At 45.4% G+C, this 24225-nt stretch carries 27 protein-coding genes; 3 read left to right on the top strand and 24 right to left on the bottom strand.

Annotated elements, in window-relative coordinates:
• Nucleotides 1-151: 151 nt before the first annotated feature.
• On the top strand, nucleotides 152-319 hold the full coding sequence (locus ACY8DX_RS08800) for a hypothetical protein (protein ID WP_462406590.1): 168 nt from the start codon (nucleotides 152-154) through the stop codon (nucleotides 317-319).
• Nucleotides 320-658: 339 nt separating this feature from the next.
• Nucleotides 659-1390 (top strand): alpha/beta hydrolase, encoded by a 732-nt coding sequence (locus ACY8DX_RS08795; RefSeq protein ID WP_462406589.1) that lies wholly within the window; start codon nucleotides 659-661, stop codon nucleotides 1388-1390.
• Nucleotides 1391-1909: 519 nt separating this feature from the next.
• On the opposite strand, the gene ACY8DX_RS08790 is transcribed toward ACY8DX_RS08795, so the two are convergent.
• The 18 genes from ACY8DX_RS08790 to ACY8DX_RS08705 form a co-directional block, all read right to left on the bottom strand.
• Nucleotides 1910-2401: a GNAT family N-acetyltransferase gene (locus ACY8DX_RS08790; RefSeq protein WP_462406588.1), complete on the bottom strand. Its 492-nt coding sequence runs from the start codon at nucleotides 2399-2401 to the stop codon at nucleotides 1910-1912.
• Nucleotides 2402-2469: 68 nt separating this feature from the next.
• Nucleotides 2470-3201 carry a S66 peptidase family protein gene (locus ACY8DX_RS08785; RefSeq protein WP_462406587.1) on the bottom strand — a complete coding sequence of 244 codons (732 nt, stop codon included), beginning with the start codon at nucleotides 3199-3201 and terminating at the stop codon, nucleotides 2470-2472.
• Entirely contained in the window at nucleotides 3202-3378 is a 177-nt protein-coding gene (locus ACY8DX_RS08780; RefSeq protein ID WP_462406586.1) for a hypothetical protein, read from the bottom strand.
• 68 nt (nucleotides 3379-3446) lie between these two features.
• On the bottom strand, nucleotides 3447-4331 hold the full coding sequence (locus ACY8DX_RS08775) for a M23 family metallopeptidase (protein ID WP_462406585.1): 885 nt from the start codon (nucleotides 4329-4331) through the stop codon (nucleotides 3447-3449).
• A 117-nt stretch (nucleotides 4332-4448) separates the two neighbouring features.
• On the bottom strand, nucleotides 4449-5003 hold the full coding sequence (locus tag ACY8DX_RS08770) for a GNAT family N-acetyltransferase (RefSeq protein WP_462406584.1): 555 nt from the start codon (nucleotides 5001-5003) through the stop codon (nucleotides 4449-4451).
• Nucleotides 5004-5268: 265 nt separating this feature from the next.
• The gene (gene paaX / locus ACY8DX_RS08765) at nucleotides 5269-6150 is read right to left on the bottom strand and encodes a phenylacetic acid degradation operon negative regulatory protein PaaX (protein ID WP_462406583.1); all 882 of its coding nucleotides are present in this window, start codon (nucleotides 6148-6150) and stop codon (nucleotides 5269-5271) included.
• 154 nt (nucleotides 6151-6304) lie between these two features.
• Nucleotides 6305-7507, bottom strand: coding sequence for an acetyl-CoA C-acyltransferase (locus ACY8DX_RS08760; protein WP_439801987.1), 1203 nt, complete (start codon nucleotides 7505-7507; stop codon nucleotides 6305-6307).
• The gene (locus ACY8DX_RS08755; protein ID WP_439801995.1) at nucleotides 7504-8370 is read right to left on the bottom strand and encodes a 3-hydroxyacyl-CoA dehydrogenase; all 867 of its coding nucleotides are present in this window, start codon (nucleotides 8368-8370) and stop codon (nucleotides 7504-7506) included. Before ACY8DX_RS08755 ends, ACY8DX_RS08760 begins: the two co-directional genes overlap by 4 nt.
• Before the next feature lie 82 nt (nucleotides 8371-8452).
• Nucleotides 8453-9949, bottom strand: a complete 1497-nt coding sequence (locus tag ACY8DX_RS08750) for an aldehyde dehydrogenase family protein (protein ID WP_462406582.1) — start codon at nucleotides 9947-9949, stop codon at nucleotides 8453-8455.
• Nucleotides 9950-10054: 105 nt separating this feature from the next.
• A complete protein-coding gene (locus tag ACY8DX_RS08745; protein WP_049671218.1) occupies nucleotides 10055-10828 on the bottom strand; it encodes an enoyl-CoA hydratase-related protein in 774 nt (257 codons plus the stop codon).
• Nucleotides 10829-10840: 12 nt separating this feature from the next.
• A complete protein-coding gene (locus ACY8DX_RS08740) occupies nucleotides 10841-11617 on the bottom strand; it encodes an enoyl-CoA hydratase/isomerase family protein (RefSeq protein WP_462406581.1) in 777 nt (258 codons plus the stop codon).
• 1 nt (nucleotide 11618) lies between these two features.
• Nucleotides 11619-11921 carry an EthD family reductase gene (locus tag ACY8DX_RS08735; RefSeq protein ID WP_049671220.1) on the bottom strand — a complete coding sequence of 101 codons (303 nt, stop codon included), beginning with the start codon at nucleotides 11919-11921 and terminating at the stop codon, nucleotides 11619-11621.
• 20 nt (nucleotides 11922-11941) lie between these two features.
• A complete protein-coding gene (gene paaD, locus ACY8DX_RS08730; protein WP_049671221.1) occupies nucleotides 11942-12439 on the bottom strand; it encodes a 1,2-phenylacetyl-CoA epoxidase subunit PaaD in 498 nt (165 codons plus the stop codon).
• 27 nt (nucleotides 12440-12466) lie between these two features.
• Complete coding sequence (paaC, locus tag ACY8DX_RS08725) at nucleotides 12467-13267, bottom strand: 1,2-phenylacetyl-CoA epoxidase subunit PaaC (protein ID WP_462406580.1); 801 nt, start codon at nucleotides 13265-13267, stop codon at nucleotides 12467-12469.
• A complete protein-coding gene (gene paaB / locus ACY8DX_RS08720) occupies nucleotides 13245-13616 on the bottom strand; it encodes a 1,2-phenylacetyl-CoA epoxidase subunit PaaB (RefSeq protein ID WP_439801989.1) in 372 nt (123 codons plus the stop codon). Before paaB ends, paaC begins: the two co-directional genes overlap by 23 nt.
• A 15-nt stretch (nucleotides 13617-13631) precedes the next feature.
• Entirely contained in the window at nucleotides 13632-14591 is a 960-nt protein-coding gene (paaA, locus tag ACY8DX_RS08715; protein ID WP_462406579.1) for a 1,2-phenylacetyl-CoA epoxidase subunit PaaA, read from the bottom strand.
• 69 nt (nucleotides 14592-14660) lie between these two features.
• Nucleotides 14661-15998, bottom strand: a complete 1338-nt coding sequence (locus ACY8DX_RS08710) for a phenylacetate--CoA ligase family protein (RefSeq protein WP_049671225.1) — start codon at nucleotides 15996-15998, stop codon at nucleotides 14661-14663.
• Nucleotides 15999-16188: 190 nt separating this feature from the next.
• On the bottom strand, nucleotides 16189-16707 hold the full coding sequence (locus tag ACY8DX_RS08705) for a gamma carbonic anhydrase family protein (RefSeq protein ID WP_049671226.1): 519 nt from the start codon (nucleotides 16705-16707) through the stop codon (nucleotides 16189-16191).
• Nucleotides 16708-16775: 68 nt separating this feature from the next.
• Here ACY8DX_RS08705 and ACY8DX_RS08700 point away from each other — a divergent pair, with 68 nt between their 5' ends.
• Nucleotides 16776-17744 carry an NAD(P)H-dependent flavin oxidoreductase gene (locus tag ACY8DX_RS08700; protein WP_462406578.1) on the top strand — a complete coding sequence of 323 codons (969 nt, stop codon included), beginning with the start codon at nucleotides 16776-16778 and terminating at the stop codon, nucleotides 17742-17744.
• 47 nt (nucleotides 17745-17791) lie between these two features.
• Here ACY8DX_RS08700 and ACY8DX_RS08695 read toward each other — a convergent pair whose 3' ends face one another.
• The 6 genes from ACY8DX_RS08695 to ACY8DX_RS08670 all read right to left on the bottom strand — a co-directional run bounded on the left by ACY8DX_RS08695 (nucleotide 17792) and on the right by ACY8DX_RS08670 (nucleotide 24202).
• Nucleotides 17792-19108 (bottom strand): amino acid permease, encoded by a 1317-nt coding sequence (locus tag ACY8DX_RS08695; protein ID WP_439801996.1) that lies wholly within the window; start codon nucleotides 19106-19108, stop codon nucleotides 17792-17794.
• Between the two features lie 124 nt (nucleotides 19109-19232).
• Nucleotides 19233-20477, bottom strand: coding sequence for a dihydrolipoamide acetyltransferase family protein (locus ACY8DX_RS08690; protein WP_439801992.1), 1245 nt, complete (start codon nucleotides 20475-20477; stop codon nucleotides 19233-19235).
• A 12-nt stretch (nucleotides 20478-20489) separates the two neighbouring features.
• Complete coding sequence (locus ACY8DX_RS08685) at nucleotides 20490-21506, bottom strand: alpha-ketoacid dehydrogenase subunit beta (RefSeq protein ID WP_049671227.1); 1017 nt, start codon at nucleotides 21504-21506, stop codon at nucleotides 20490-20492.
• Nucleotides 21497-22573, bottom strand: a complete 1077-nt coding sequence (gene pdhA / locus ACY8DX_RS08680; protein WP_049671228.1) for a pyruvate dehydrogenase (acetyl-transferring) E1 component subunit alpha — start codon at nucleotides 22571-22573, stop codon at nucleotides 21497-21499. The genes ACY8DX_RS08685 and pdhA overlap by 10 nt, the downstream gene beginning before the upstream one ends.
• Nucleotides 22574-22601: 28 nt before the next feature.
• A complete protein-coding gene (locus tag ACY8DX_RS08675) occupies nucleotides 22602-23741 on the bottom strand; it encodes a Leu/Phe/Val dehydrogenase (RefSeq protein ID WP_049671229.1) in 1140 nt (379 codons plus the stop codon).
• 56 nt (nucleotides 23742-23797) lie between these two features.
• Entirely contained in the window at nucleotides 23798-24202 is a 405-nt protein-coding gene (locus ACY8DX_RS08670) for a thioesterase family protein (protein ID WP_462406915.1), read from the bottom strand.
• Nucleotides 24203-24225: the final 23 nt, after the last annotated feature.

Here is a 24225-nt window from a genome sequence, read left to right as displayed (position 1 = left end):
GTTTACTAATCACATACAGAAAAATTGTCCCCCCAGAATAATGAACAATCTTGAAAAAGTCATCTGAAGAAGGATTTCGGAAGAGAAATCTTGATGTTATCGCTTTTTGGGGATATTATTAAGGAAATTCATTTAAGGAGAACCTTATCATATGTCTAAAAAAGTAAGTCTTCAAGAAGCCATTAAACAAAAGCTTGCGGCTAAGAACCAGGTCAGCCAGACTGGCAGCCATTCAACGGGTCCTGTCAAAAAGACGAAGGAATTGCAAAGCCAACTGACAAAAAAACCAAACAACCAGCGGAAACGCATGGGTGTTTAACGTTTAGGGTAACGATACCGGATAATTCTTATCTGATGACAGTTTGAATAACCAATGAACTGCTCCCTGATAAGCAGACAGCTTAATAAAAAGGATATGCCGTGTTTAAGCGGCGATGAGATGACTCCGGCCTGCTTGCCGGAGTCATCTTCTTTTTAGTTGCATGATTGATTAGCATTTTTGACGTGCAATCAATAAACAGGCATATACAGCTAAAATGTACGTACGTTATAGTGATAGCCTGTATTGCTGGTATGGAATGAATTTACACAAAGCGAATGAATTGTATATGCTAAAATTGTATTTGCACACTATATATGAAAGAGAAGAGAACCTTTTATGAAAAAATTTATGATTAGTTTAGGTGTCCTATTGATGATTGTTGTACTCGGTATGACAGGCTTTTATATTTGGTCACAACAAACATACGATGCATCTGAAGAGCTTACTTCCTATGTAAATGTAAATGATATTAAGACTGAAAATAACTGGCTAGTAGTTGAGCCAAAAGCTCAACCAAAAGGCGGTATTATTCTATACCCTGGAGCAAAGGTAGAACCTGAAGCATATAGCTACTATGCTCAAGGTCTGGCAGACAATGATTACTTAGTCATCGTCCCTAAGGTTACCTTGAACTTTGCTCTTTTAGATATAAACCAAGCAGATGTCATAATGGATGAGTTCAGTGACATTACAAACTGGTATATAGGCGGGCATTCACTTGGCGGAGTAGCTGCTGCAACTTATGCATACGACAATCTTAAAGATATCCAAGGCTTAATCCTATTGGCTTCCTATCCGAGCAATTCCAGTGATTTTTCCGAAACAGACCTGCCTACCCTATCCCTCTATGCCGAGTTTGATGGATTAACAACAACTGAAAAAATCAATGATACGAAACATTTACTTTCCTCTGAAGCAACCCTCTATGAAGTCAAAGGAGGAAACCATGCCCAATTTGGAATGTATGGATCACAAAAAGGTGATGGTACAGCGACCATATCCAATAAAGAACAGCAGGATGAAATAATGAAAGAAACCTTAACGTGGTTAAAAATTTCCCAAGGATAAGTGCCAGTGTCACTTATTCATATTTGGGGCTGGGACAAAACAAAATAAATGATCCTCAAAAACGAATGATAGTCATTTATTATTCCTATTCAATAGCAGTTGGAAATACGAGTCCGTTCCATTCCGCGAAATGCACTCGCTTTCCGCGGGGAGGAAGCTGTGCCTCCTCGGCGCCTACGCCTGCGGGGGTCTCATCCTTTCCCCTACTTCCCGCTGGAGTGAGTGCATTTCGCTCTATTTCACTAGTCACTAATAGTAGAAAGCAACAATTAAAGACCCGAATAATTAGACGATAGAATTCATTCATTTATCGTCTAATTATTCGGGTTTATCATTGGCTGAAATACCTATGTCCCAGCCTCAATTTTATTTATCTTTTATGAGGTGCCCTACTCACCCCATACAAAGATGAATCAATGCGTATTACTTCGATCTTAATATGAGTCAGCACTAGGAATAGACCTCGAATAATTCCGATTCACTCACACTTCAGTCGTACCTCTCATTATTCTAAGCTGCTTATCCCCCGTAATTTAATTCTTTTAGATACCAGGCGTCCATCGTATTATGCTCTGAGCCATCCAGCGGTTTATCAAGCTGTCGGAACCCATATTTGACATAAAGGAGATTTGCCACCTGGAGTTTCTTCATTGTTTCTAAGTAACAATATGTATAATGTTCCTCAGCAAAGTTGAGAGCTATATTCATCAGCATTCTCGACAGGCCCTGACCTTGAGCAACGGGTGCTATATACAGCTTTTGCAATTCACATACATCCCGCTCCAATCCAAATGGTGCAATCCCGACTCCGCCAACTGCTTCATCCTGTTCATTTACGATAACCCAATACCTTGCATGAGGTTGTTGTTCCTTATAGAATTGAGCTAGATTTCCAAGCTGTGGATCATAATAAGCGGTTCCTGGAATATTTAAATCAAATGATTCCAAGGAACGTTTAATGATCTGTTCCATTCGTTCATTGTCCTTCTCTTGTATTTCACGAATCTGCATACAAACATCCTCCAGTAGACACTATTCTATCGCTGTTCTTAATCTTCGCCTCAAACGACCATTAGATTTTACTTCACACCTGACTCGATCACCAATCGAGGCGGAGAAGTTGTAAGTTTTGCATTAGCTCCGAGCGGCACCGCATAATTAGGTTGGCAATGACCGATGTGAAAATTCTCAACAACAGGGAAAGAGGCAGTAGCAAAGAAATCTTTAAGCACTTTTTTAGTTTTCGCCGATTCCTCCGGCTCTGTTTGAAAAGAACCAATAACGACACCTTCGACACCATCAAATACCCCTGCATGCTCAAGGTGAGTAAGCATTAAATTTATCTTAAACGCTGGTTCCCCAACATCCTCAATTAACAGGATCGCACCGTCTGTATTCACCTGATAAGGCGTGCCTAACCCATTGGTAAGCAATGTTAGATTTCCTCCTGCCAACCGCCCTTCACCTGTACCGCAGGCGATGCTGTTTAGAGGTGAGTGGACAGCATCATACGTCATCGGTTCTCCCGTGAATAAAGAGGAAAAGGAGGAAACCGTTTCGCTTGTTCTTTGCTCGTCATTCAGGTCGGATGCCACCATCGGTCCGTGAAAAGTAACCAAATCACTGAACGTTTGAATGGCATTTAACAGATACGTAATATCACTGTATCCACAGAATATTTTAGGATTTCTCTGTATCTTTGCATAATCCAGCATAGGAGCGAGTCTCGCTGTCCCGAATCCTCCATTCGCACAAAAAATCCCGCGAATAGCAGGATCGAAAAATGCCTCATGCAAATCAGCAAGCCTCATTTAATCCAAAGCGGAAAAATCCTCCTCCATTTCAAGGACATGTCGACCCAAAACTGCTTCAAGCCCCATTTCTTCTAGTACATGTATTCCTTGTATCAACTGCTCTTTATCTGGTAATCCAGCTGGTGCAATAATCGCTACTCGATCACCTGCTTTTAGGGCGTCTGGCTTTATCATCGAATTTCATCTCTTTTCAGCTGCAATATTTTTTAGGCAAAACACTAGATATGGACAAAAGCTGTTCGTTAATGAGCGTGAATAAAATCACCTTGAATGGGTTCTTTTCCGTTTTCAAATAGAATGCGGATGGATTGCCCTTTCAAATAATCAGCTGCATTCATCACTTGAAAATGCAAGTGAGCTTCAGTAGAATTGCCAGAGTTCCCACAGTAACCGATAACTTGTCCTTTCTTTACTCGTTCTCCTTCTTTCACAAGGATTGAATGATTTTTCAGGTGAGCCATCATACTATATTCGGAGTTGGAATGTTCCATGATAATACAATTTCCCTCAGGGATATCAGGATTCATTTCCCCTGGTACATTATCCTCGATTCCATCCGTCACCTTTACGACAACGCCATCAGCAGGCGCCATTATTTCCTTGTTAAACGCATAGAAGCGTTCATTTTTCTCCCTAGAATCTCTATAGGATTTTCCATCCTTCAAAATAAGTAAATCATATGCGTATCTTTGAGCTTCATAAACATAATGATAATTGACAAACTGATTCGTACCACCCCAGAAAACAAACCATTCACCTTGGATTGGCATCCTATATTCGTTTTTTGTATACCTGCAATCACTTTCCGGGAAGGCAGCAAAAGGAGCGAGATGAATACCATAAATAGTATCATCGCCTCCAAAAGACACACTTATGGCCTTGTTCCTCGTGTCATCAAGCCAAACATATTGCTTAATGTCCTCCATTAAATTCGTTATCATTTCTAATGTATACTTTTGGACCCCAGCATTAAATTCTTTTCCATATTCAATGAATTGTTGTAAGGATATAACATTCTTAAACTCGTCCGTAAACTGATGATAGAGAATAGAATATTTTCCGTTCAGGAAAGCTTCTCCGAATTCCTCTGGTGAAATTTTCGTTGCCTCTGTTTGATTTTCCTCCACACTAAATCCCTCCAATTCTTATTAAACTACCTAATAACCGCTTCTCTTAACACAACTGAATGTCTGGTATTGGGTAGCCTTCAATACATGCTGCCCTATATGTATGTCTTTTCGTCATTAGTGAGATTGTTTCCAATCCTCAGCCAAAAGCCCATAGATTATTTGGTCATCGTAATGGTCATATAACCATTCTGCCTGCCTTATCTGCCCTTCTTCTTTAAAGTCGAATTTCTCTGGCAATGCCCTGCTTCGTTCATTTCCAGCAGCAATATATACCTCGAGCCTATTTAGCTTCATAAGTTCAAATCCGTAACGAATAATTGCGCTGAATGCCCTTGACATAATCCCTTTTCCTTGAAAATCCCTTCCTATCCAATAGCCTATTTCTCCTATTCTATTCGTCCTATCAACCTCATTAAACCCGATTGTCCCCGCCATCTGCCCTTTATACATAATGGCAAACCACATTGGGTATCCACCGTTCTCAACTGTTCCTTCTATCCTTAATTGTAAACTTACGTTTGTATCTTCTTGGCTATTAACAGAATCGATCCACGTAACCCAAGTTTTCAGATGCTCCTTTGAATGAGCAATTAATTGATAAAATTCTTCTTTATCATCCTCTGTAAATAGTTTTAGAGATACCTCTTCATCAATTTCATAGCTTATCATCGTTTCCGCTCCCTTTGACCATTGCCTTCAAGTAAGATATTCGCACTTCACTAACAGCCTTAAGTATCAATCGGATAAACCCTATGATTCTCAGCTTCGTTCTTACTAAATGCGGAATCCACAAAATGCATAATCAGTTAAGTATTCCCTATTAAAATCAAAAATCCTTCTTCCACCTGCATAGGAGCATAAGAAAAAGCTGTCAAAATGACAGCCGAGATATCTCCACTTTTGGAGGAAGGAAAGGCCTAACATCTTCTATTCATCACTCGCTTATATACGGATGAGCATAGGCATCATACTGTTTATCCTTATTCCTCAATTCATTATCTTTTTCAAAGATATGCTCGAAGAAGCGGGATGACGGCTCGGCCAGCAATTCATAGTATTGCTTAAAGAGCATCGCTGCTGGGCTTCCGGACCATACTTCAGGCAGTAATTCCTTTGGCAGTCCTGGGTCTACGAATAAAGATTTCCGATATTCATGCACCAAATAGGTTCTTGCCACAAAGCATTCCGCATCGCTCAATTGACCTTTTTGGAGCATATTTTGGTGGATGATATATTTTTCACTGTATTTCGTGATAAAGTCCTTGTACTTCTCATCCGTTTGTTCGAGTGACCAGCTTCGTCTCACAATGGATTCGAAGGAATGCGGACCCAAATATTCGGAAATAAAGAAATCCACATATTCCTCAATTTCATACTTTTTGAAAATGAGTTCAACCTCGCGTTCTAGATTGTTAGGGGTAATCCACACGCTGTTCGTGAAGCTGCCAAAGCCGCTCCAAATTAATTCCTTTCTGAGCTCATCCCTTAAGTGTCGTTTGTCCTCGGGAATGGAATAAATGAGAATTCGCCATTTCCCGTCCCAGGAGTGAGGCTTTACGCGGAAAATCCGTTTTCCGGCCTCATCAATCCGTTTGATGCCTTGCTCCGTCAGGAAATAATAGCTTTTATTGCCAATTCGCTCTGATTGGACCCAGCCGCTTTTGTACATACGGGACATAGCTACCCTGACTGCCTGCTCATTATGGCCAAATGCGTCAAGGAGCTGAATGAGGCTACCGACCCAAATTTTATTCCCATAATGTCGAATGTAATCTCCATATAACGTGAAAATCATTGATTGTGTATTGTCCGGCATGTCATCACTCTTTCTATCTGCCTATATTCAGTCTCACTTAAGAGCAGAGCGTCTATTTCCGTCGTTAGGAACGTTCAGGACGAATCCTATCTTCCGTACACTCCAATTAGTTTCATTTTATCATCTTTCTGTTATTTCAGTAAATTCAAAAAGGTCAGTCTGTTCCTTGGACAATAAGTGAGATGCCCTGGCCAACCCCTACACACATGGTTGCAAGCCCATACCTTGCCTCTGTCTTTTTCATCTCATGGATGAGCGTTGTGAGGATTCTTGCTCCGCTAGCTCCAAGCGGATGCCCAAGGGCAATTGCTCCGCCGTTCACATTTACCTTTTCAGAATCGAGCTCTAATTGGCGAATGCACTCCAGCGATTGGGAGGCGAATGCCTCATTTAGCTCAATCAGATCGAGATCTCCTGCTGTTAAACCTGCCCGCTTCAGTACCTTCCTCGTGGAATAGATTGGCCCAATTCCCATTACAGATGGCTCAACTCCGGCCGCGGCACTTGCTACATATTTTGCGAGCGGCTTAACACCAAGCTCCTGCGCCTTCTCAGCACTCATGATTAGAAGAGCGGAGGCACCGTCATTCACCCCCGAAGCATTACCGGCCGTAACGGATCCCCCAGCAAATATGGGCTTCAGACGGCTTAGCTTTTGGGCGGTTGTGTTAAAGCGTGGATGCTCATCTTGATCGATTCGCATTTGATTTCCTTTTCTGTCATGAAACTCTACCGGGACAATCTCATCGGCAAAACGATTTCCTTCAATCGCTTTCTGTGCCTTAGCCTGGCTTTCGGCTGCAAATTGGTCCTGGTCTTCACGGCTTATATGAAAACGCTCAGCTACATTCTCAGCTGTCTTCGGCATGGTTTCTGCCCCAAACATTTCTTCTAATCTTTGATTCGTGAAACGCCAGCCAATCGTCGTATCCTGCAGCTCCATTGACCCGCGCGGGAATTCCTGTTCAGGCTTTGCCATTACATAGGGGGCACGCGTCATGCTTTCGGTTCCGCCTACAATGAAGATATCCCCTTCTCCCATTGCAATAGCCCTTGCTCCATAGATGACCGCATCCAGACCTGAGCCGCAGAGGCGGTTAATCGTTGTTCCTGCCACCTCCACTGGAAGCCCTGCGAGGAGAGCCGCCATCCGGGCGACATTTCTATTATCTTCTCCTGCTTGGTTCGCATTGCCAAGTACGACTTCCTCGATTGCGGATGGCGCTATCTCTGGGTTTCGCTCAAGCAGGGCCTTGATGACGATTGCCGCCAAGTCATCCGGCCGAACGGCTTTGAGTGCGCCCTTATATCGCCCGATTGGTGTACGGACCGCATCAACAATGACTACTTCTCTCATTTCTCTTCCTCCTTATTTCGATAATCATAGACACCCCTGCCTGACTTTTTGCCTAATCGGCCGGCTTTGACGTATTGTTCCAGAAGGGGAGCTGGACGATATTTTTCCCCAAGCTTGCTATGTAGATAATTCATATTATTGAGCCGCGCATCTAAACCGACCAAATCAACCAGCTCAAATGGACCCATTGGATAGTTCAGTCCTAGTTTTATCGCTTTATCGATTTCTTCCGGAGTACCAAGCCCCTCCTGAAGCATATAAAATGCCTCATTTCCAACAAGGCAGCTGATTCGACTGGTGACAAAGCCAGGGAATTCATTAATGACGACAGTCTCTTTCCCCATTTTCTCCGCAACATCCTTCACAACCGCTACGGTCTCATCACTCGTTTCAAGTCCTTTGACAATTTCAACGAGCGGCATTTTGTGAACCGGGTTGAAGAAATGCATCGCAATGGTCTTCTCTGGACGATTAGCATAAGAGGCAATTTCTGTCGGACTCATTGTTGAGGTATTAGTGGCAAAATAACAATCTGCCTTCGCGTACTGTTCAATCGTTTCAAAGACCGCCCTCTTAATCTGCTCCTTTTCAGGAACCGCCTCAATGATCAGCTCTGCCTCTTCAGCTGCTTTCTCAAGTGAGGATAAAAAGAATAAACGCCCTTTCGCCTCCTCAGCCTTCTCCGGACTGAGCTTGCCATACTGAATCCCTTTTTCCATAATGGCTTCAATCTCTGTTTGGGCACTATCTAACGCAGCTGAATTCACATCAACAATCGTCACCCTGAAGCCGCCCACCGCTCCTGCATAGGCAATGCCTCTTCCCATGACACCTGAGCCTACTACCGTGATATTCGTAATAATAGCCATCTTCTCCTTTCATATTAGAAAGGCCATTTTTGCAAATGACCTTTCCGCATACTCTCACATTCTATTAATGAACGAATCACTGAATACCGAACGGGTTTAACGGACGGCTTCCATAATAGGAAACAATGCTTTTTGTCTCCGTATATAAGTCTAGTGTTTCTATACATAGCTCACGTCCGAAGCCCGATTGCTTGTAGCCGCCAAATGGTGTACCCGGGAACGCTGAGAATGGACAGTTAACCATGACAATTCCCGCCTGGATTTGATTGCCGACACGTGTAGCACGGGCCCCATCCTTTGTCCAGACAGCTGAGCCGAGTCCATACTCCGTGTCGTTAGCGAGTTTGACCGCTTCCTTTTCATCCTTAAAGGTCATGACAACAACAACCGGTCCGAAGATTTCTTCCTGTACCGCTTTCATTTCATGAGTCACATTTGTGATGACCGTCGGCTCATACCAATAGCCATTCTCATACCCTTCTACGACGGCTGCCTTGCCTCCTGTCAGGATTTCCGCTCCATCAGCAATAGCTGACTTCACATAACCGTCAATGACATCCAGCTGATTTTGGTCAATGACCGCACCTACATGGGATCCTTTACTGAACGGATCTCCTAATTGGAGCTTTTTCGTCTTCTCCGTAAATTTAGCGATAAACTCCTCATAAATATCCTCGTGTACATAAAGCCTTGACCTTGCCTCACAGGATTGGCCAGTATTATAGAAGATTCCGTATAAAGACCCGTCTACTGCCGCATCGATATCTGCGTCCTCAAACACGATATTAGGGGATTTTCCACCCAGCTCCAGCGTGACCCGCTTCAATGTCTGTGAAGCCTTGCCCATGATGTCCCTGCCGATAGGAGTGGAGCCGGTGAAAGCGACCTTATCAACCTTTGGATGTTCAACCAGATAATTGCCTACCTCAGATCCAGAACCAGGAATGATGTTAACCACACCGTTTGGAACACCGGCCTCTAAGCAGATTTCCCCGAGAATAATAGCGGTTAGCGGTGTTAAGGATGCCGGCTTCACGATAACTGAGCAGCCAGCTGCGATGGCAGGAGCAATCTTCCAGGCAGCCATCATCATCGGATAGTTCCAAGGAATAATTTGTGCGCAAACACCTACCGGTTCCTTTTCCGTATAGTTTTGAAATTGCCCGGCAACATTATTGACCGACCCGCGGTGTCCGACAATCGCGCCGGCATAGAATTCAAAATCCTCAATCGCCTGCATAACCTGCCCTTGAGCCGTTGAAATCGTTTTTCCGCTGTTCAATATCTCTAATTCAACTAATTCATTGAATCGGGCGCGCATAATGGAGGCAATCTTGTTCAATACACGGGACCGTTTATTGACCGATGTTTTCTTCCATTTCCCATGGTCGAACGCTTCCCTTGCTGCTTGCACAGCTTTCTCCGCATCCTCCTTCGTCGCCTTTGCCACCTTGGCAATCAATTCTCCACTTGCTGGATTAAATGCCTCAATGGTCCCGCCGTTAGAGCTTTCCACTCGCTCCCCGTTAATGATCAAATGATAAAAATCCCGCTTCATGTCCATTTGTTCCATTTGTCGTTTATCCTCTACTTTAGCTATTGGAATCTACCCCTTTGTCGTAATTTTTTGTTTGAATGGCACCTATTTACCTGCCCGTAAACGCCCGATTGGCTCAACTTACCCTCCAATGAAGTGCGGTTTTCGTTTTTCCAGGTAGGCTGTTACGCCTTCGTTATAATCCTTCGTTAAGCCTGCTAAACGCTGGCCTTCTGCTTCGACCTTTAAATACTGGTCAAATGATAGATGATAAGAGGCTTCTAATGATTGTTTGATCAGGCCGATTGCCTTCGTTGGCTTACTGGCCACCTTCTCAGCAAAAGCAGCAACCTGCTCCTTCCATTCCTCTACCTCAATCACTTTTGTCGCGAGTCCCAGCTGTTCTGCCTGTGCAGCAGATACTTTCTCACCAAGCAAGGAAAGCTCGATGGCCTTTGCTTGGCCAATCATCCTCGTGAGATAATACAAATTCCCGCAGTCTGGTATTAATCCGATATTGACGAACGCATTTACAAAGCTTGCCTTCTCGGACACTAGACGGAAATCACAGGCAAGTGCCAGGCTGAACCCAGCTCCAGCAGCCACGCCATTGATGGCAGCGATTATCGGCTTTTCACAGTTGGCAATTTCCTTGATCATGGGACCATATGAATCAAGGAGAACATCCGCCAAATTCGTTTCAGGTGTTACCTCTGTTAAATCCTGCCCGGCACAGAAGGCTCTCCCCTCCCCTGTAATGACAATGGCTCGTACTTCCTGATTTTCCTCGGATTCTTTTACAGCCTGCTGGATTTCCTCATTCATCCTGCGTGTGAAAGCATTTAATTTCTCAGGCCGGTTCAACCCAATCCAGGCGACAGCGCTCTCAACCTTGTACTTTATGGTTTCATACATGGATAACACCCCTTATCTGCCGATGAAATTTGGTTTCCTTTTCTCTACAAATGCGTTCATGCCTTCCTTTTGATCCTCCGAGGCAAATAGCATGTAAAAATTCTTCCGCTCATATTGCATGCCCTCATAAAGGGAATAATCAACGGCCTTATGTACCGATTCCTTAATCAGCCGAACAGCAAGCGGTGCTTGAGCAGCGATGCGCCCTGCCATTCCTTTTGCTTCTTCAAGGACGTTCTCCGGCTCCGTTATCCGATTGATGATGCCATATTGCAGGGCCGTTTCGGCCTTTATTCTTTCCCCTGTTAACATCCATTCGAGCGCTTTCGTCTTCCCAACCAGTTTCGTCAGCCTTTGTGTTCCCCCGGCACCCGGCATCACCCCAAGTGTGACCTCAGGAAAACTGAAACGGGTATCACTTCCAGCCACTAAGAGATCGCAGGCTAAGGCTAGTTCAAATCCACCGCCGAGCACATATCCCTTAACCGCACCGATGATTGGTTTCTTCACGAGACTTAATCGGTCCCAATCCGCAAATTGATTGCGCAGCTCCATCTCTATGGCTGTCTCATCAGCCATCTCATCAATATCTGCACCAGCCGAGAAGGCTTGTCCATTGCCGGATATCAGGATGACCCGAACGGTAGAATCAGCGTCAAAGCTCTCTGCCGCCGTGACAATTTCATGGACCATTTGTCGATTTAATGCATTAAGCTGCTTAGGCCGATTTAGGACAATATGGCCGATAGGGGCCTCAATCGATGCTTCAATGAATTGAAACCCGTGCATCTTACACTTCCTCGCCAATCATCAATGTGACTAAGTCACCTGCAAATCCCATTAAATCCTTGCCTGATGCCTTTCCTTCTGCAGAGCGCATGCCATTTTGAAGGGCTTCATGATTCTCATAGTACATTTCACAAAGAATATAGTAGTCAGACTCCTTGCCCATCGGCGTGCCGACAATTTTCGTTACTTCCATTCTTTGCAAGCCTGGAATCTTTTCTGTGATTGGACCGTGCACATTGAAATAATGTTCATCGAATGCTTCTTTATCCTTCGGTTGTTTATAGAGAGCGATTAATTTGACCATTTTTTATTCCTCCATTTTTTTTACATAGATTTAATCATTGGTTTCATTGCTTCAAACGGGTTCTTGCATGACTTGCAGTAAAGGATGCTTCTGCATGCCGTCGGGCCGAAAATATTCTCAAGCGTCACATAGGTTGAACCGCAGTATGGGCAATCTACATGCCAGGAGCCGTCATCGGCCATATGCTTTGGAGGAGGGGATATGCCAAATGCCTTTAAGCCTGCCTTGCCTTTTTCAGAGACGCGGTCAGAGGTCCAGGATGGCGAATGCAGAAACTCCACCTTTACCTCATTTGTGTGTGGCAGCTTCTTAAGGCTTGCCTCTACATTCTTCTGAATAATCGGCAATGCGGGACAACCGAGAAAGGTCGGCAGCATTTTGACGGTTATGCAGGAATCCGTAATAAGCACATCCTCGACCATTCCTAAATCAACCACACTGACTGTATTGATTTCGGGATCTTTCACGTCTTCAAGTGCCTCATAAACCTCTTCAGCTGTTATCAATCGATTTGTCATTTGTCATTCCCCTCCTATATCGCAGCCTTACCAGGATGCAGCTTTGTCGATTGCATATACTTCCCTTAACGTTTCAAGTGCTCGGTCTAAATCACCTGTATGTGTCCCTGAACGACCATCTCCTGAAGAGAGACTAAGCTCCACTCTCGTAAGAGCAACGCTTTCCAGTGGATGCGCCAAGGCTTGATGCCATCTTTCAAGGAGAATATCCTCTTCTTCAATCAGCCCCTGGCTGACAAAGGCTTCCCCATATTCTCCATAAGAGAATACTCCCTTGAAATCGCGTGATGTCTTCTCAATAGCCGCTTTCATTCTCGAAAGAGCCTCTTCATGCCCTGAGCCCATTAATTGAATGAACCAGGTTCTCCAGTGCATTAAGTGGTAATGAAGCTCCATCCGCACCTTTGCAGCCACGTCAGCTAATGGCTGATAGGCGCTTGACTGCAGGGACTGGATCTTCAGCATCTTTGCCTGTGTATAGAAGTAATTTCTAACAACAGCAAAGGCCCAATCATAAGCGGGCTCGCCCATATAATGGCCGGGACCATTTTCAAGCTCCAGAATAATGGCATTACGCCGTTTTGAAGCCGGACGCTCATGGGCTAATTGATTGGCGTCCCCTTCACCAAGCTCCTCAAGCAATTGATAGAACATAGCCGCATGACCCATCGTATCCTGCGTAATAGAGGCAGAGGCCACATCCTCTTCAATATGCGGAGCAAGCCCGAGCCATTCAGACCCTCTATAGGAATGGATAAAATCATCATCCGCCAATTGGTACAGCAGCTCTTTGACTGCATCCGTGTTAGCCATTTCCTCTTTTGACATCCTTCACACCTCCTGCCCATGACATGATCTCTTTCTCATCGAGCATTTCCTGTTCATACTGACGCCACTTCTTCTTCAGATAGCCATAGCCCTTCGTCGTCCGGTAATCCTTATTATCCAAGCGGACGAGCGTTTGCTTCTCCTCATGGGTCATCTTCCGGATGCTGCTCGTTTTCACGACCCAAATATCTGCGACCGCTTCCCTCCGCATGAAATTCTCCTGTGCCATCATCATGGCCATCTCTTCATTCGGTGCAAGCAGATTAAACTGATATTGCACTGGACCTGTAGGGGTCTTACGGCTGAATACATCGTATTCCTCAAAAAAACTGCCTTGTTCGTTTGTCATGAATCTCACACTCCTTTAGTTCGCCTTTGGAGCCAGCGCTTCCCGTACCCATTGGTTTGCGGCATAGGAGCTTCTTCTTAGGTTTAAGCGCTCCTGTGATTTTGGTCCTTCATTTTTGGCAATGAGCTTTAGCTTCGTCCAGTCTGGCTGCCTATAAATCCATTTTTCTGTTTCTTCATCAAAACGGAGTGTCTCATCAGGAATCGTAAAGCCAAGGGAGCGGATGCGCTTCACATACTTGGTTAAGAAGGACTGTCTCAGCTGCTCATTGGTTTTCGTACGTATCCGGTATTTAATCGTTATATCCTGTTTCGATGCACCGATCTCATTCTTGCTTGGCGGACCGAAGAAGAGAAGCAAGGATTCCCACCAATAATCAATGGCATCCTGAACCATTTGCCTTTGCTCATTCGTCCCTTCGGCAAGAGCCATGATGATGCCTTCTCCGTGCTGGGCATGGAAGACCTCCTCTGCACAGATTCTTTGCAGAGCACGTGCATACGGCCCATAAGATGCACCAAGCATATCTGTTTGCGTGATGATGGCGGCACCATCCACAAGCCAGCCGATCAGCCCCGCATCTCCCCAGGATTTAGCCTCCATATGAAAGACATTATGAAACTTTAAATCTCCGTTAAAGAGGTCTTGCATGATGTCTTCCCGCTTCTTGCCATATGGCTTCATCAAGTCCTCCGCAACCCGCAATAATAATTGACCATGACCCATTTCATCCTGCACCTTTGCCATAATGCCAAGCTTTCGATGAAGGGTCGGTGCTTTCGGTACCCACTCCTTTTCGGGGAGCGCTCCCATAATTTCACTGATTCCATGCATCGAAATCAGCTTAATCAACGTATTTCGGTAAATATCCGGCATCCAGTCATCCGCTTCAATCTTTTCCCCATTGGCAATCCTTTGTTCAAACCGATGAAGCTTTTCTTCATCCTCGGTCATCGCTGGTAGCATTTCTGCCATGTTTCTTTTCACTCCTTCATAACTATTATTGAAATATCGTTATTTTTCTGTTATATAAATCAACAAAATTCACCCTTGCGTTTCTAACTGGATGATCTCTGAGCGTTTATCTATGACTCTAATGGCTTTCCCTTCAGAACGGGGAATGCTTCTTGGCGGAAGGATTTGAACGGCCATCGCTACGAGGCAGTTATTCTTCATAGATTGGTAGACGTCCTTCGCAAGCCTATTGATCTGCGGGTGATGCAAATCACCGCCGACTGTTTGGAAGAATGTCTCACTGACCTCTACATGCAAGGCTAATTCATCAAGGACACCATTCTTATGCAGGTGGACTTGATAATAGGGAGAAAGCTCCGTAATCCGCAGTAAATGATGCTCAATTTCTGAAGGAAAAACATTTACGCCGCGGATGATAAGCATGTCATCTATTCTGCCCTTGATACGCGCCATCTTTGTAGTGGTCCGGCCACATAAGCACGTTTCTCTCTTAATGGCGGATAGGTCTCCCGTCCGGTAGCGAATGATTGGCAGTGCCTCTTTCGTCAAGCTTGTAAAGACCAGTTCCCCGACTTCTCCATCTGGAACAGGCTCCAATGTGTTCGGGTCAATTACTTCCACCAAGAAATGGTCATCGGCAATATGGAGACCGTCCTGTGCTTCATGACACTCCATTGAAATCCCAGGGCCCATCACTTCACTCAATCCATAAATATCACAGGCTTTTATGCCGAGTTTATCCTCGAGTGTTTTTCGCATTTCCTCTGACCAAGGCTCCGCACCGAAAATGCCGTATTGCAGGGATGTATCCGCCGGATCTAATCCAAGCGTCTCCATTCTCTCAATGATATTCAAAATATACGAGGGTGTTCCTGCAATGACCGATGGCTTGAAATCCTCTATTAACCCAATCTGCCGTTCCGTATTTCCCCCTGATACAGGGACGGTTGCCATCCCAAGCCGTTCAGCTCCATAATGCAGGCCGAGACCGCCAGTGAACAGGCCATATCCGTATGCGTTATGAAAGACCTCACCGCGATTGCCGCCTGCAATGGAGATGGAGCGAGCGACTAGGTCTGCCCACATGTCAATGTCCTTTTTCGTATAACAGACAACGGTCGGCTTTCCGCTCGTACCCGATGAAGCATGGATTCGAACAATTTCTCCTTGGTCTACAGCCGTTAATCCAAATGGATAATGCTCACGAAGATCGGTTTTCTTCGTAAATGGGAGTCTCTTTAAATCAGCTAATGATGTAATTGATTCCGGCAGCAGGTCAAGCTCTTCGAATTTTTCCCGGTAAAAAGATACGTTCTCATAGACCCTTTTCACTGTTTCTTGCAGTCTCGTTAACTGAATTTCCTCTATCCGGTCCTTGGACATGGTCTCAGCTTCATGGAGAATCATCTTATTCCTCCTTCACACTAATTAAAGCGCTTTCATATAATAAGAAAAAATAAAACATATAACGATATATTTGTCATCGATGTGAATTCGTTATATAAAAACTAACACACTATCACAATTTTGTAAATAATTAGAAAACATTTTTTTACGATAAAAAATCGGCGGACTCATTTATCCGCCGAATACCTTTTTATTGATGACTGAGAATCTCCTTGAATTCCTTTCCTTTCTGAACATAGGTGTCAATGGAAAGTTGAATAAGCTGGAGATCCTTCTCATTCAGCTCCCTCACAACTTTACCTGGTGAACCGACAACTAGTGAGCGCGGCGGAATTTTCTTCCCTGGTGAGATTAATGTATTGGCGCCGATGATGCATTCTTCCCCAATCTCTGCCCCGTCCAATATCGTTGATCCCATTCCAATGATGGAACGATTGCCAATTGTGCAGCCATGTAAGATTGCATTATGGCCGACAGTCACTTCATCTCCAATATTTAAAGGCTGGCCCTCATATAAATGCAAGGTCGTATTATCTTGAATGCTTGTCCGCTTTCCAACCACGATTGGACCCTCGTCCCCGCGCATGACTGCATTGAACCAGACAGATGATTGCTCTCCGATTGACACGTTTCCAATAATGTATGCGCCTGGTGCAATGAAAACAGACTCATGAATGACCGCTTCTTTTTTGCCATAAGGTACTATCATACAAAAACCTCCTAAATTGCCATAATTTTCATTTTATTATAACATAAGTGAAAAAAGGAGAAGATGATTTGAAAACAATTCGTGAATTATTACATATTCCTTATCCGATTATCCAAGGAGGCATGGGAAACATCAGCAACCCCATCCTCACCGCTGCTATTTCAGAAGCCGGGGGGCTGGGCACAATAGGTGTCGGCACCCGTACCCCAGAAGAAATTGACCAAATGATTCTGGAAGTAAAGGAGCGGACAAGCAAACCTTTTGCCCTCAACATCCCGATTACTGTGACAAACTACGCAAAAGAAATGGTTGAACTCGCCATTGCTCATCATGTTCCAATCGTTACCCTTTCTGCCGGAAACCCCGGTAAACTAATTCCGATTCTCCATAAGGAGGGGATCACGGTTATCGTTGTCGTCGCCTCAGTGAAGCATGCCCGAAAGGCAGAGGAAGCTGGTGCTGACTTGCTCGTGGCAGAAGGCTTTGAAGCAGCTGGCATTAATTCAAGCCTTGAACTCACGACCTTCACCTTGATACCTCAAATCGTGAACGCTGTCCAAATACCAGTCATAGCAGCCGGCGGCATTGGTGACGGCCGCGGAATGGCTGCAGCCATTACCCTTGGTGCCAGCGGAATTCAAATGGGTACTCGGTTTATTGCCACTAAAGAAGCTCCCATGCATGAAGCGTATAAGCAAAAGCTGCTGGATGCCGCGGATACAGATACATTGATCTTCGGACGAACAGTCGGCAGAGTCAGACGAATCCTTCATACCCCTTATGCAGATAAACTCATGCAAACCGAGCAGCAAGGCTTGACACTGGAAGAATACGCCAATCTGACAGATGAGGACAAGCATGTCCTTGCCGCCATGGAAGGTAATCTAGAAGAAGGCTTCCTCAACAGCGGACAGGTTGCTGGTCTGATTACGACGATTCCTTCTGTCGAGGAGCTGCTCAAAAGCATGATGGAAGAAGCTGCCCTGCAGCTGCAAAAAGGAACCAATCTGCTTAAAGAACACAGCTCCTTATCCTAATATCATAAAAAACCATGGACCCCTATCCGGGACCATGGTTTTTTCTTTTATAGAATCGCCTTCTCCTCCGTAACGGCTGGTTCCTTATCACGAAACTTCACGATGGAGATGACAATCAGCGTGCCAATCGTTAACAGACAGGTAATGACGCTTGGGCGATGACTATCGTTGAACATAAAGATCACCGTAATGACACTTAAGGTCAATGCCGTAAAGCCGGAAATATACGGATAACCCCAGATTCGAAAGCTTGGCTGCTTTGGATAGGATTTGCGGAGCTTAAGCTGTGCAAGAGTAACACTAATCCACACGAGTGAGACAACAAAGCCAGGAAAAGCCATCAATAAGGTAAATACCCGGTCCTGCGCAAAGAAAGCAATCATCGAACCGCCAACAAGAACAGCTGCACTGAACATTAGGCTGTAGAATGGAACTCCTTTAGAGGTGACATGTCCAAAGGACTTAGGAGCCTCTCCCCCGGTTGCGAGGGAATGCAGCATCCGCGTACAGCCGTATAAACCAGAGTTAGCAGCCGAGAGAACGGCCGTAATTAAGATGAAGTTCATAATATGGGCCGCCCCTTGAAGTCCGGCCATCGATAATACTTGTACAAATGGACTCGATGTATCGCTAATTTGATTCCAAGGTATGAGTCCGCAAATGACTAAAATAGGGAGCGTATAGAATAAGATAATTCGCCAGATGAAGCTCTTGATTACCTTCGGAAGAACCCGCTCCGCATCCTTCGCTTCATTTACGGTAACCCCGATTAATTCAGAACCCCCGTAAGAATACATAACAATGAGAAGGGCCGCAAAGATGGATGTCCACCCATTCGGGAAAAAGCCGCCATGTCCGGTGAAATTCTGCAGATAATTCGATTCATTGCTCGGAATGATTCCAAATAAAATACTAGCCCCAAGGACGATAAAGACCATGATCATCGTGATTTTAATCCCGGCAAACCAGAATTCGAACTCTCCATAATTCTTGACATTCATCATATTGATGCCGATTACGAAGGCTGTACAAGCAAGGCTTAAAACCCATAACGGGATCGATGGGAACCAATACTGCAGGAAGCTCCCTGCCACAACCACCTCGATGACACAGACGGCAAGCCACATGATACAGTACATCCACCCGACGACAAAGGAAACCCGCTTCCCAAACGCCTTATGTATGAATCCTTTCATATTTGTGTTCGGATAAACAAGAGCCATCTCTGCAATGGCTCCCATCACAACTAGCAGGAGCAGGCCGGCAAATACATAGGTTAATATAACCCCCGGCCCTGCTAATGTGACGGTCTCGGCACTGCCCTTAAAGATACCTGTGCCAATCGCTCCGCCCATCGCCATCATCGTAATATGGCGAGGCAAGAGTCTTTTTTGAAGCATTTCATTTTGATTCGAAATCACAACCACTTCCTCCTTTGTTCTATAAAGCAGACCCCCGCATATGACTCTCTCTATTTATGATTCTTTGTTAGTTCATATCAATCAGCCATAAGGCTGGATTTTCAATATATTGTTTAAAGGCATTCGTAAACGCCACTGCTGTCGCGCCATCTGCGACACGATGATCAAAGGACATGGAAATATTCATGATGGAACGGATGGCAATCTCATCATCTTCCATCACGACCGGCATTTTCTTCGTTTTATGAAAAGCAATCAGCCCTGTCTGTGGATAATTAATAATCGGTGTCGCCCCCATGCTTCCAAGCGGACCGACATTACTGATCGTGAATGTGCCGCCTCTCATATCCGCACCTGTCAGCTGGTTGTCTACAGCCTTTTTCGTCAGCTCCTTTTGTTTCGTATGAATCTCCTGGATAGACAGGCGGTCAGCGTGATGAATGACGGGAACAACGAGACCATCCTCGGTATCTGCCGCCATTCCGATATGGTACTCCTTCTCAAGAAGGATGACTTCATTCTCTTCATCTAATCGAGCATTAAAGACCGGATATTGCTTCAAGGCTTGCGTGATTGCTTTGATCAAAAAGGCTGTCACGGAAATAGACCTGCCCATTTCTTTCACCTTGCTGCGATAGGCCAGCAGCTCAGTCATATCCACCTCTTCAAAATGAGTCACATGCGGAATGGTATAGAGGGATTTCACCATATTCTTAGCAATTTGCTTGCGGCGCCCTCTGAATGGAATCGTCTCCGCATTCGCCCGGCTGCTTTGTTGCTCCTCGGCCGTAGCCTTTTCTTCTGTGCTTACTGGTATGCTAACTTTTTCGTTTGGCGTTTTCACCGGCTCTTTTCTGTCATTTTGTTTCACGAAATTATATACGTCCTCTACAGTAATCCGGCCATTCGTGCCCGTTCCTTTAACCGCTTGAATATCTACGCCGAATTCTCGTGCAATCTTTCTTGTATAGGGGGCCGCCTTAATGAAGACACGCTCCGTCTTCGCTTTTGGCTGTGCTTTTGGCTGTGCTAAATACTCCATTTTCCCCTCTGCAGGGATGGGTGCTTCTTTTTTCCCTTCCTCTTCAAGAACAAGCAGAGTCGTCCCGACTGCCACTGTATGTCCTTTATCAATGACAATATCTTTTACGACACCGGCAGCTGGAGAAGGAAGCTCCGCCACCATTTTATCGGTTTGGACCTCCACCAATGGCTGGTCAGCCCGAACGGCATCCCCCACCTTTACGAAATAATGGATAATCTCCCCTTCAGTCATTCCTTCTCCTATATCATGCAGCTTCACTTCAACCAACTAATTCCCCTCCTAGAAATGGACAGTTTTTTTAATTGCCTGGAACACCCTCGCTGGTGTTGGCAGATAATGCTCTTCAAGTGCAAAGAATGGAACCGGTACATCAAAGCCTGTAATGCGTTCAATCGGTGATTTCATATACAGGAAGGATGTATCATTAATAATAGACACAATATCATTGCCCACTCCTCCGGTTTCATGCGCCTCATGCACGATGACCGCACGGCCTGTTTTCTGGACAGATTCTGCAATAATCTCCCGATCAATCGGATATAGGGTTCGTAAGTCAATGACATCACAGGTAATGCCCTCTTTCTCAGCCTGTTCGGCCGCACTCATGGCCACCTGTACCATTGCCCCCCAGGCAATGAGCGTAACCTCATCCCCATCCTTCACCTTTTTGCCTTTGCCAATCTCAACCATGTATTTCCCTTCCGGCACCTCATCCCGCACAGAACGATAGAGCTTTAACGGCTCTAGAAACAGAACCGGATCTGGGTCCTCAATAGATGCTATCAAGAGTCCTTTTGCATCGTGAGCGGTGGATGGACAGACCACCTTTATACCAGGCATATGGGTAAATAAAGCCTCAACACTGTCTGAATGAATCTCCGGTGCACGGATACCGGCTCCATATGGTGCACGGATGACCATCGGCACCGTATAACGCCCCATCGTCCTCATTCGAATACGAGATACATGGGTCATGATCTGCTCATAGGCCGGATAGACAAATCCAAAGAATTGCATTTCAGCAATGGGCTTAAATCCATTGACTGCGAGACCGACTGAGGTTCCGATAATCCCTGATTCACTGAGAGGTGTATCCATCACGCGCTCTTGGCCGAATCGTTCCTGCAATCCGTCCGTCGCCCGAAATACGCCCCCGTTCTTTCCGATATCTTCCCCAAGCAAGAGAATGCGTTCATCTGCCTCAAGCATGGTGGCCAATCCATCCGTGATGGCTTGAATGAGTGTCATTTTGTTTGTTTTGATGCCGGCTTGCAGCCATTCTTCTTTTATCGCCATTCGTTTTCTCCTCCTAACAAGCGGAAATAGTCTTCTTTTTGTTTAGCAATTGTCCAGGTCGGTGTTTCAAAGACATGGTCGAATAAATCCTCTACCTTCGGCTTCGGATAACTCTCGACCTCGCGTATCGCCTGTTCTACCTCATCTTTAATCTCCCTTTGCACCCGGCTGGTCCATTCTTCATCCCATAGACCGGCATTTTTCATGTATCTCTCCAGTCGCATGAGCGGGTCGCGCGTTTCTCTTATTTCATCACTGATGGACTGATTCCGATATTTTGTCGGGTCGTCTGCCGTTGTATGGGCTCCGTATCTCCATGTAACGGCTTCAATCAATGTCGGTCCCCCGTCATTCCGTGCCCGCTCCAATGCCTTCTTCGTCTCAAAGTAAACAGCCGCTATATCATTGCCGTCCACCCGTACTCCTGGTATGCCATAGGCAACGGACTTTTGGGCCACAGTCGCGGAGTTCATTTGCTTCTCAATCGGGACAGAAATAGCAAACCCATTATTTTGGTTAAAAAAGACTGCCGGAACTTGAAAGACACTTGCCATGTTCATTCCTTCATGAAAATCTCCCTCAGAAGTCGCCCCATCCCCAAAATAGGCAATCGCTGCATTTTTCGTTCCTTTTCGCTTCTCCGCGAGCGCCGCACCGGCAGCATGGGGAAGCTGCGTGGCAATTGGTACTGCTGGAGGAAAGATTCTCTTCCCTTCCTCTGGAACACAGCCTTCCACCCGTCCATTCCAATAGAGAAAGGTACGGGCCATATTGGCGCCATAGGTTAAGGTTGCCCCATGATCGCGATAGGTTGGGAATACCCAATCCTCCTCTCCAAGAGCAAGGGCACTCCCTGCCTGCGATGCCTCTTGTCCCTCAAAGGGCGCATATGTACCCAGCCTCCCTTGACGCTGCAGACTAATTGCCTTACGGTCAAAGGTTCTAATGCGAACCATATGATAATAGAACTCTCGAATTAACTCATCTGTCAGTCTTTCCTTATCCTCTTCCCTCACAAGCTGCCCGTCTTCATCAATCATTTGATAGATTGGAAACTCCATGCTCATTCCATCACCTCATTTAATTATTTTTCCTTCATATGCGAACATCCCACTTCGGCGGTGTACTGCGTGTAAAGAAATGATTGAGCCTTTTCCGCTCCTCAATCCTCTTTTCACATAAACGGTTTGCCGCCTCAGCAGTGGTCACATGATCCAGCTCTGCCTGCTCGTAAACTTCCAATAAGGAATGATAGATTGTTTTTGTTTTGGTCAATACCCGCTCCTTATTGAAGCCATATAATTCATCTGCCACCTGAATAAGGCCTCCGCAATTGATCATATAGTCCGGTGCGTAAAGGATCCCCTTTTGCTTTAATGCTTCTCCATGCCTGTCGGTTAAGAGCTGGTTATTGGCGGAACCGGCAATCGCCTTCACCTTCATGACATCAATCGTGTCATCATTGATGATTCCTCCCCCTGCACAAGGAACAAATACATCAGCCTCTGCAGCGTAAATCTCCTTACTCCCCACCGGTCTGACCACTCCGTTATAACGTCTGGCAGCTTCTTTCACCTGTTCAATGGCAGCTTCATTAATATCTGTTACATACAAGTCCGCCCCTGCAGCAAGAAGCTGTTCAGCCACCTTCATGCCGACCTTCCCGAGTCCTTGAATGGCATAAGTTCTGCCTTCAAGCTCTTCCATGCCGAATCTTGCCTTATTGGTCGCCTGTAATCCATAGATCACGCCAGTTGCGGTTGGTATGGAGGAATCACCTCCGCCGCCATAGGCTTCCGGAATTCCTGTAATACAGCTCGTTTCCCTCGAGGCATGAACGAAATCCTCCATATTGGTCCCCATATCTGTTCCCGTATAGAATCGACCATTTAAGGAATCCACAAATCGTCCAAAAGCCCGAAACATGGCTGGTGTTTTATCCTTAAGCGGATCACCTATTAGGACCGCCTTCCCGCCTCCGAAATCCACATCCGCTGCCGCACATTTATAGGTCATTCCTTTGGATAGACGCAGGGCATCCAAAAGAGCATCTGCCATCCCTTTGTAGGGCTGCATCCGGCATCCCCCAAGTGCCGGACCGAGTGCCGTGTTGTGAATAGCGATAATCGCTTTAAGCCCAGTGGATGGATCTTGACAGAACATAACCTGTTCATGGTCCTGCATGCTTTCTAACAATTGTTCATTCCATTGTATTGATTGGTTGATCGTACTCATTCGCCATTCCCTCCATATATCTGCCTCTATCTAGTAAGCGCTTTCATATTAATCATCTATTCTTGATGGCTCATTGATTTCTTTAGACGCCGTTCCATTGACTCTTTCATAACAATTCCTTGCTTCACTTCCCCTACGCCGATTAATCCTGTTTCATTATGGACCTCTACACTTGTCACAACGCAATGATCGGTGATGTCTGTTACGACAGCCGTGACATGAACAATCGTTCCCTCCCCTGTAGGCGCGATATGCTTCACTGTCACTGCCCCGCCAACTCCCTCTTCATGTGATTCTAGATAGGGCAAGATAATTTTTCGTGAAGCCCATTCCATGTGATAAACCATCGCAACCGTCGAATAGGCACGATGAACAATCTGTCCTTCGAATTGAGCAAACATCTCTTCACTCACCTTGGCCGTCACTTCAGCCCTTGCTCCAATCTGCAAGCCTTCTTTCATCATATCCTCCTTTACAACGCCTG

The sequence above is a fragment of the Gracilibacillus sp. Marseille-QA3620 genome, assembly GCF_054950035.1.
Note: the sequence above shows the minus strand (reverse complement) of the source record. Positions and strands in the feature narration are given on the sequence as shown.

What these genes read in the sequence shown, in the direction of transcription:
- ACY8DX_RS08795 (WP_462406589.1), top strand. Translation starts at nt 659, where the DNA reads ATGAAAAAATTTATGATTAGTTTAGGTGTCCTATTGATGATTGTTGTA.
- ACY8DX_RS08750 (WP_462406582.1), bottom strand. Translation starts at nt 9,949, where the DNA reads ATGGAACAAATGGACATGAAGCGGGATTTTTATCATTTGATCATTAAC.
- ACY8DX_RS08740 (WP_462406581.1), bottom strand. Translation starts at nt 11,617, where the DNA reads ATGCACGGGTTTCAATTCATTGAAGCATCGATTGAGGCCCCTATCGGC.
- pdhA (WP_049671228.1), bottom strand. Translation starts at nt 22,573, where the DNA reads ATGAGCATGGAGTTTCCAATCTATCAAATGATTGATGAAGACGGGCAG.
- paaX (WP_462406583.1), bottom strand. Translation starts at nt 6,150, where the DNA reads ATGCCGGACAATACACAATCAATGATTTTCACGTTATATGGAGATTAC.
- ACY8DX_RS08705 (WP_049671226.1), bottom strand. Translation starts at nt 16,707, where the DNA reads ATGATAGTACCTTATGGCAAAAAAGAAGCGGTCATTCATGAGTCTGTT.
- ACY8DX_RS08790 (WP_462406588.1), bottom strand. Translation starts at nt 2,401, where the DNA reads ATGCAGATTCGTGAAATACAAGAGAAGGACAATGAACGAATGGAACAG.
- ACY8DX_RS08745 (WP_049671218.1), bottom strand. Translation starts at nt 10,828, where the DNA reads ATGTATGAAACCATAAAGTACAAGGTTGAGAGCGCTGTCGCCTGGATT.
- paaC (WP_462406580.1), bottom strand. Translation starts at nt 13,267, where the DNA reads ATGTCAAAAGAGGAAATGGCTAACACGGATGCAGTCAAAGAGCTGCTG.
- ACY8DX_RS08760 (WP_439801987.1), bottom strand. Translation starts at nt 7,507, where the DNA reads ATGAGAGAAGTAGTCATTGTTGATGCGGTCCGTACACCAATCGGGCGA.
- ACY8DX_RS08695 (WP_439801996.1), bottom strand. Translation starts at nt 19,108, where the DNA reads ATGATGGCGATGGGCGGAGCGATTGGCACAGGTATCTTTAAGGGCAGT.
- ACY8DX_RS08780 (WP_462406586.1), bottom strand. Translation starts at nt 3,378, where the DNA reads ATGATAAAGCCAGACGCCCTAAAAGCAGGTGATCGAGTAGCGATTATT.
- paaB (WP_439801989.1), bottom strand. Translation starts at nt 13,616, where the DNA reads ATGACAAACGAACAAGGCAGTTTTTTTGAGGAATACGATGTATTCAGC.
- ACY8DX_RS08670 (WP_462406915.1), bottom strand. Translation starts at nt 24,202, where the DNA reads ATGAAAGAAGGCTTGCAGATTGGAGCAAGGGCTGAAGTGACGGCCAAG.
- ACY8DX_RS08710 (WP_049671225.1), bottom strand. Translation starts at nt 15,998, where the DNA reads ATGATTCTCCATGAAGCTGAGACCATGTCCAAGGACCGGATAGAGGAA.
- ACY8DX_RS08800 (WP_462406590.1), top strand. Translation starts at nt 152, where the DNA reads ATGTCTAAAAAAGTAAGTCTTCAAGAAGCCATTAAACAAAAGCTTGCG.
- ACY8DX_RS08770 (WP_462406584.1), bottom strand. Translation starts at nt 5,003, where the DNA reads ATGATAAGCTATGAAATTGATGAAGAGGTATCTCTAAAACTATTTACA.
- ACY8DX_RS08675 (WP_049671229.1), bottom strand. Translation starts at nt 23,741, where the DNA reads ATGAGTACGATCAACCAATCAATACAATGGAATGAACAATTGTTAGAA.
- ACY8DX_RS08785 (WP_462406587.1), bottom strand. Translation starts at nt 3,201, where the DNA reads ATGAGGCTTGCTGATTTGCATGAGGCATTTTTCGATCCTGCTATTCGC.
- ACY8DX_RS08685 (WP_049671227.1), bottom strand. Translation starts at nt 21,506, where the DNA reads ATGGCGATAAAAGAAGAATGGCTGCAAGCCGGCATCAAAACAAACAAA.
- paaA (WP_462406579.1), bottom strand. Translation starts at nt 14,591, where the DNA reads ATGGCAGAAATGCTACCAGCGATGACCGAGGATGAAGAAAAGCTTCAT.
- ACY8DX_RS08735 (WP_049671220.1), bottom strand. Translation starts at nt 11,921, where the DNA reads ATGGTCAAATTAATCGCTCTCTATAAACAACCGAAGGATAAAGAAGCA.
- paaD (WP_049671221.1), bottom strand. Translation starts at nt 12,439, where the DNA reads ATGACAAATCGATTGATAACAGCTGAAGAGGTTTATGAGGCACTTGAA.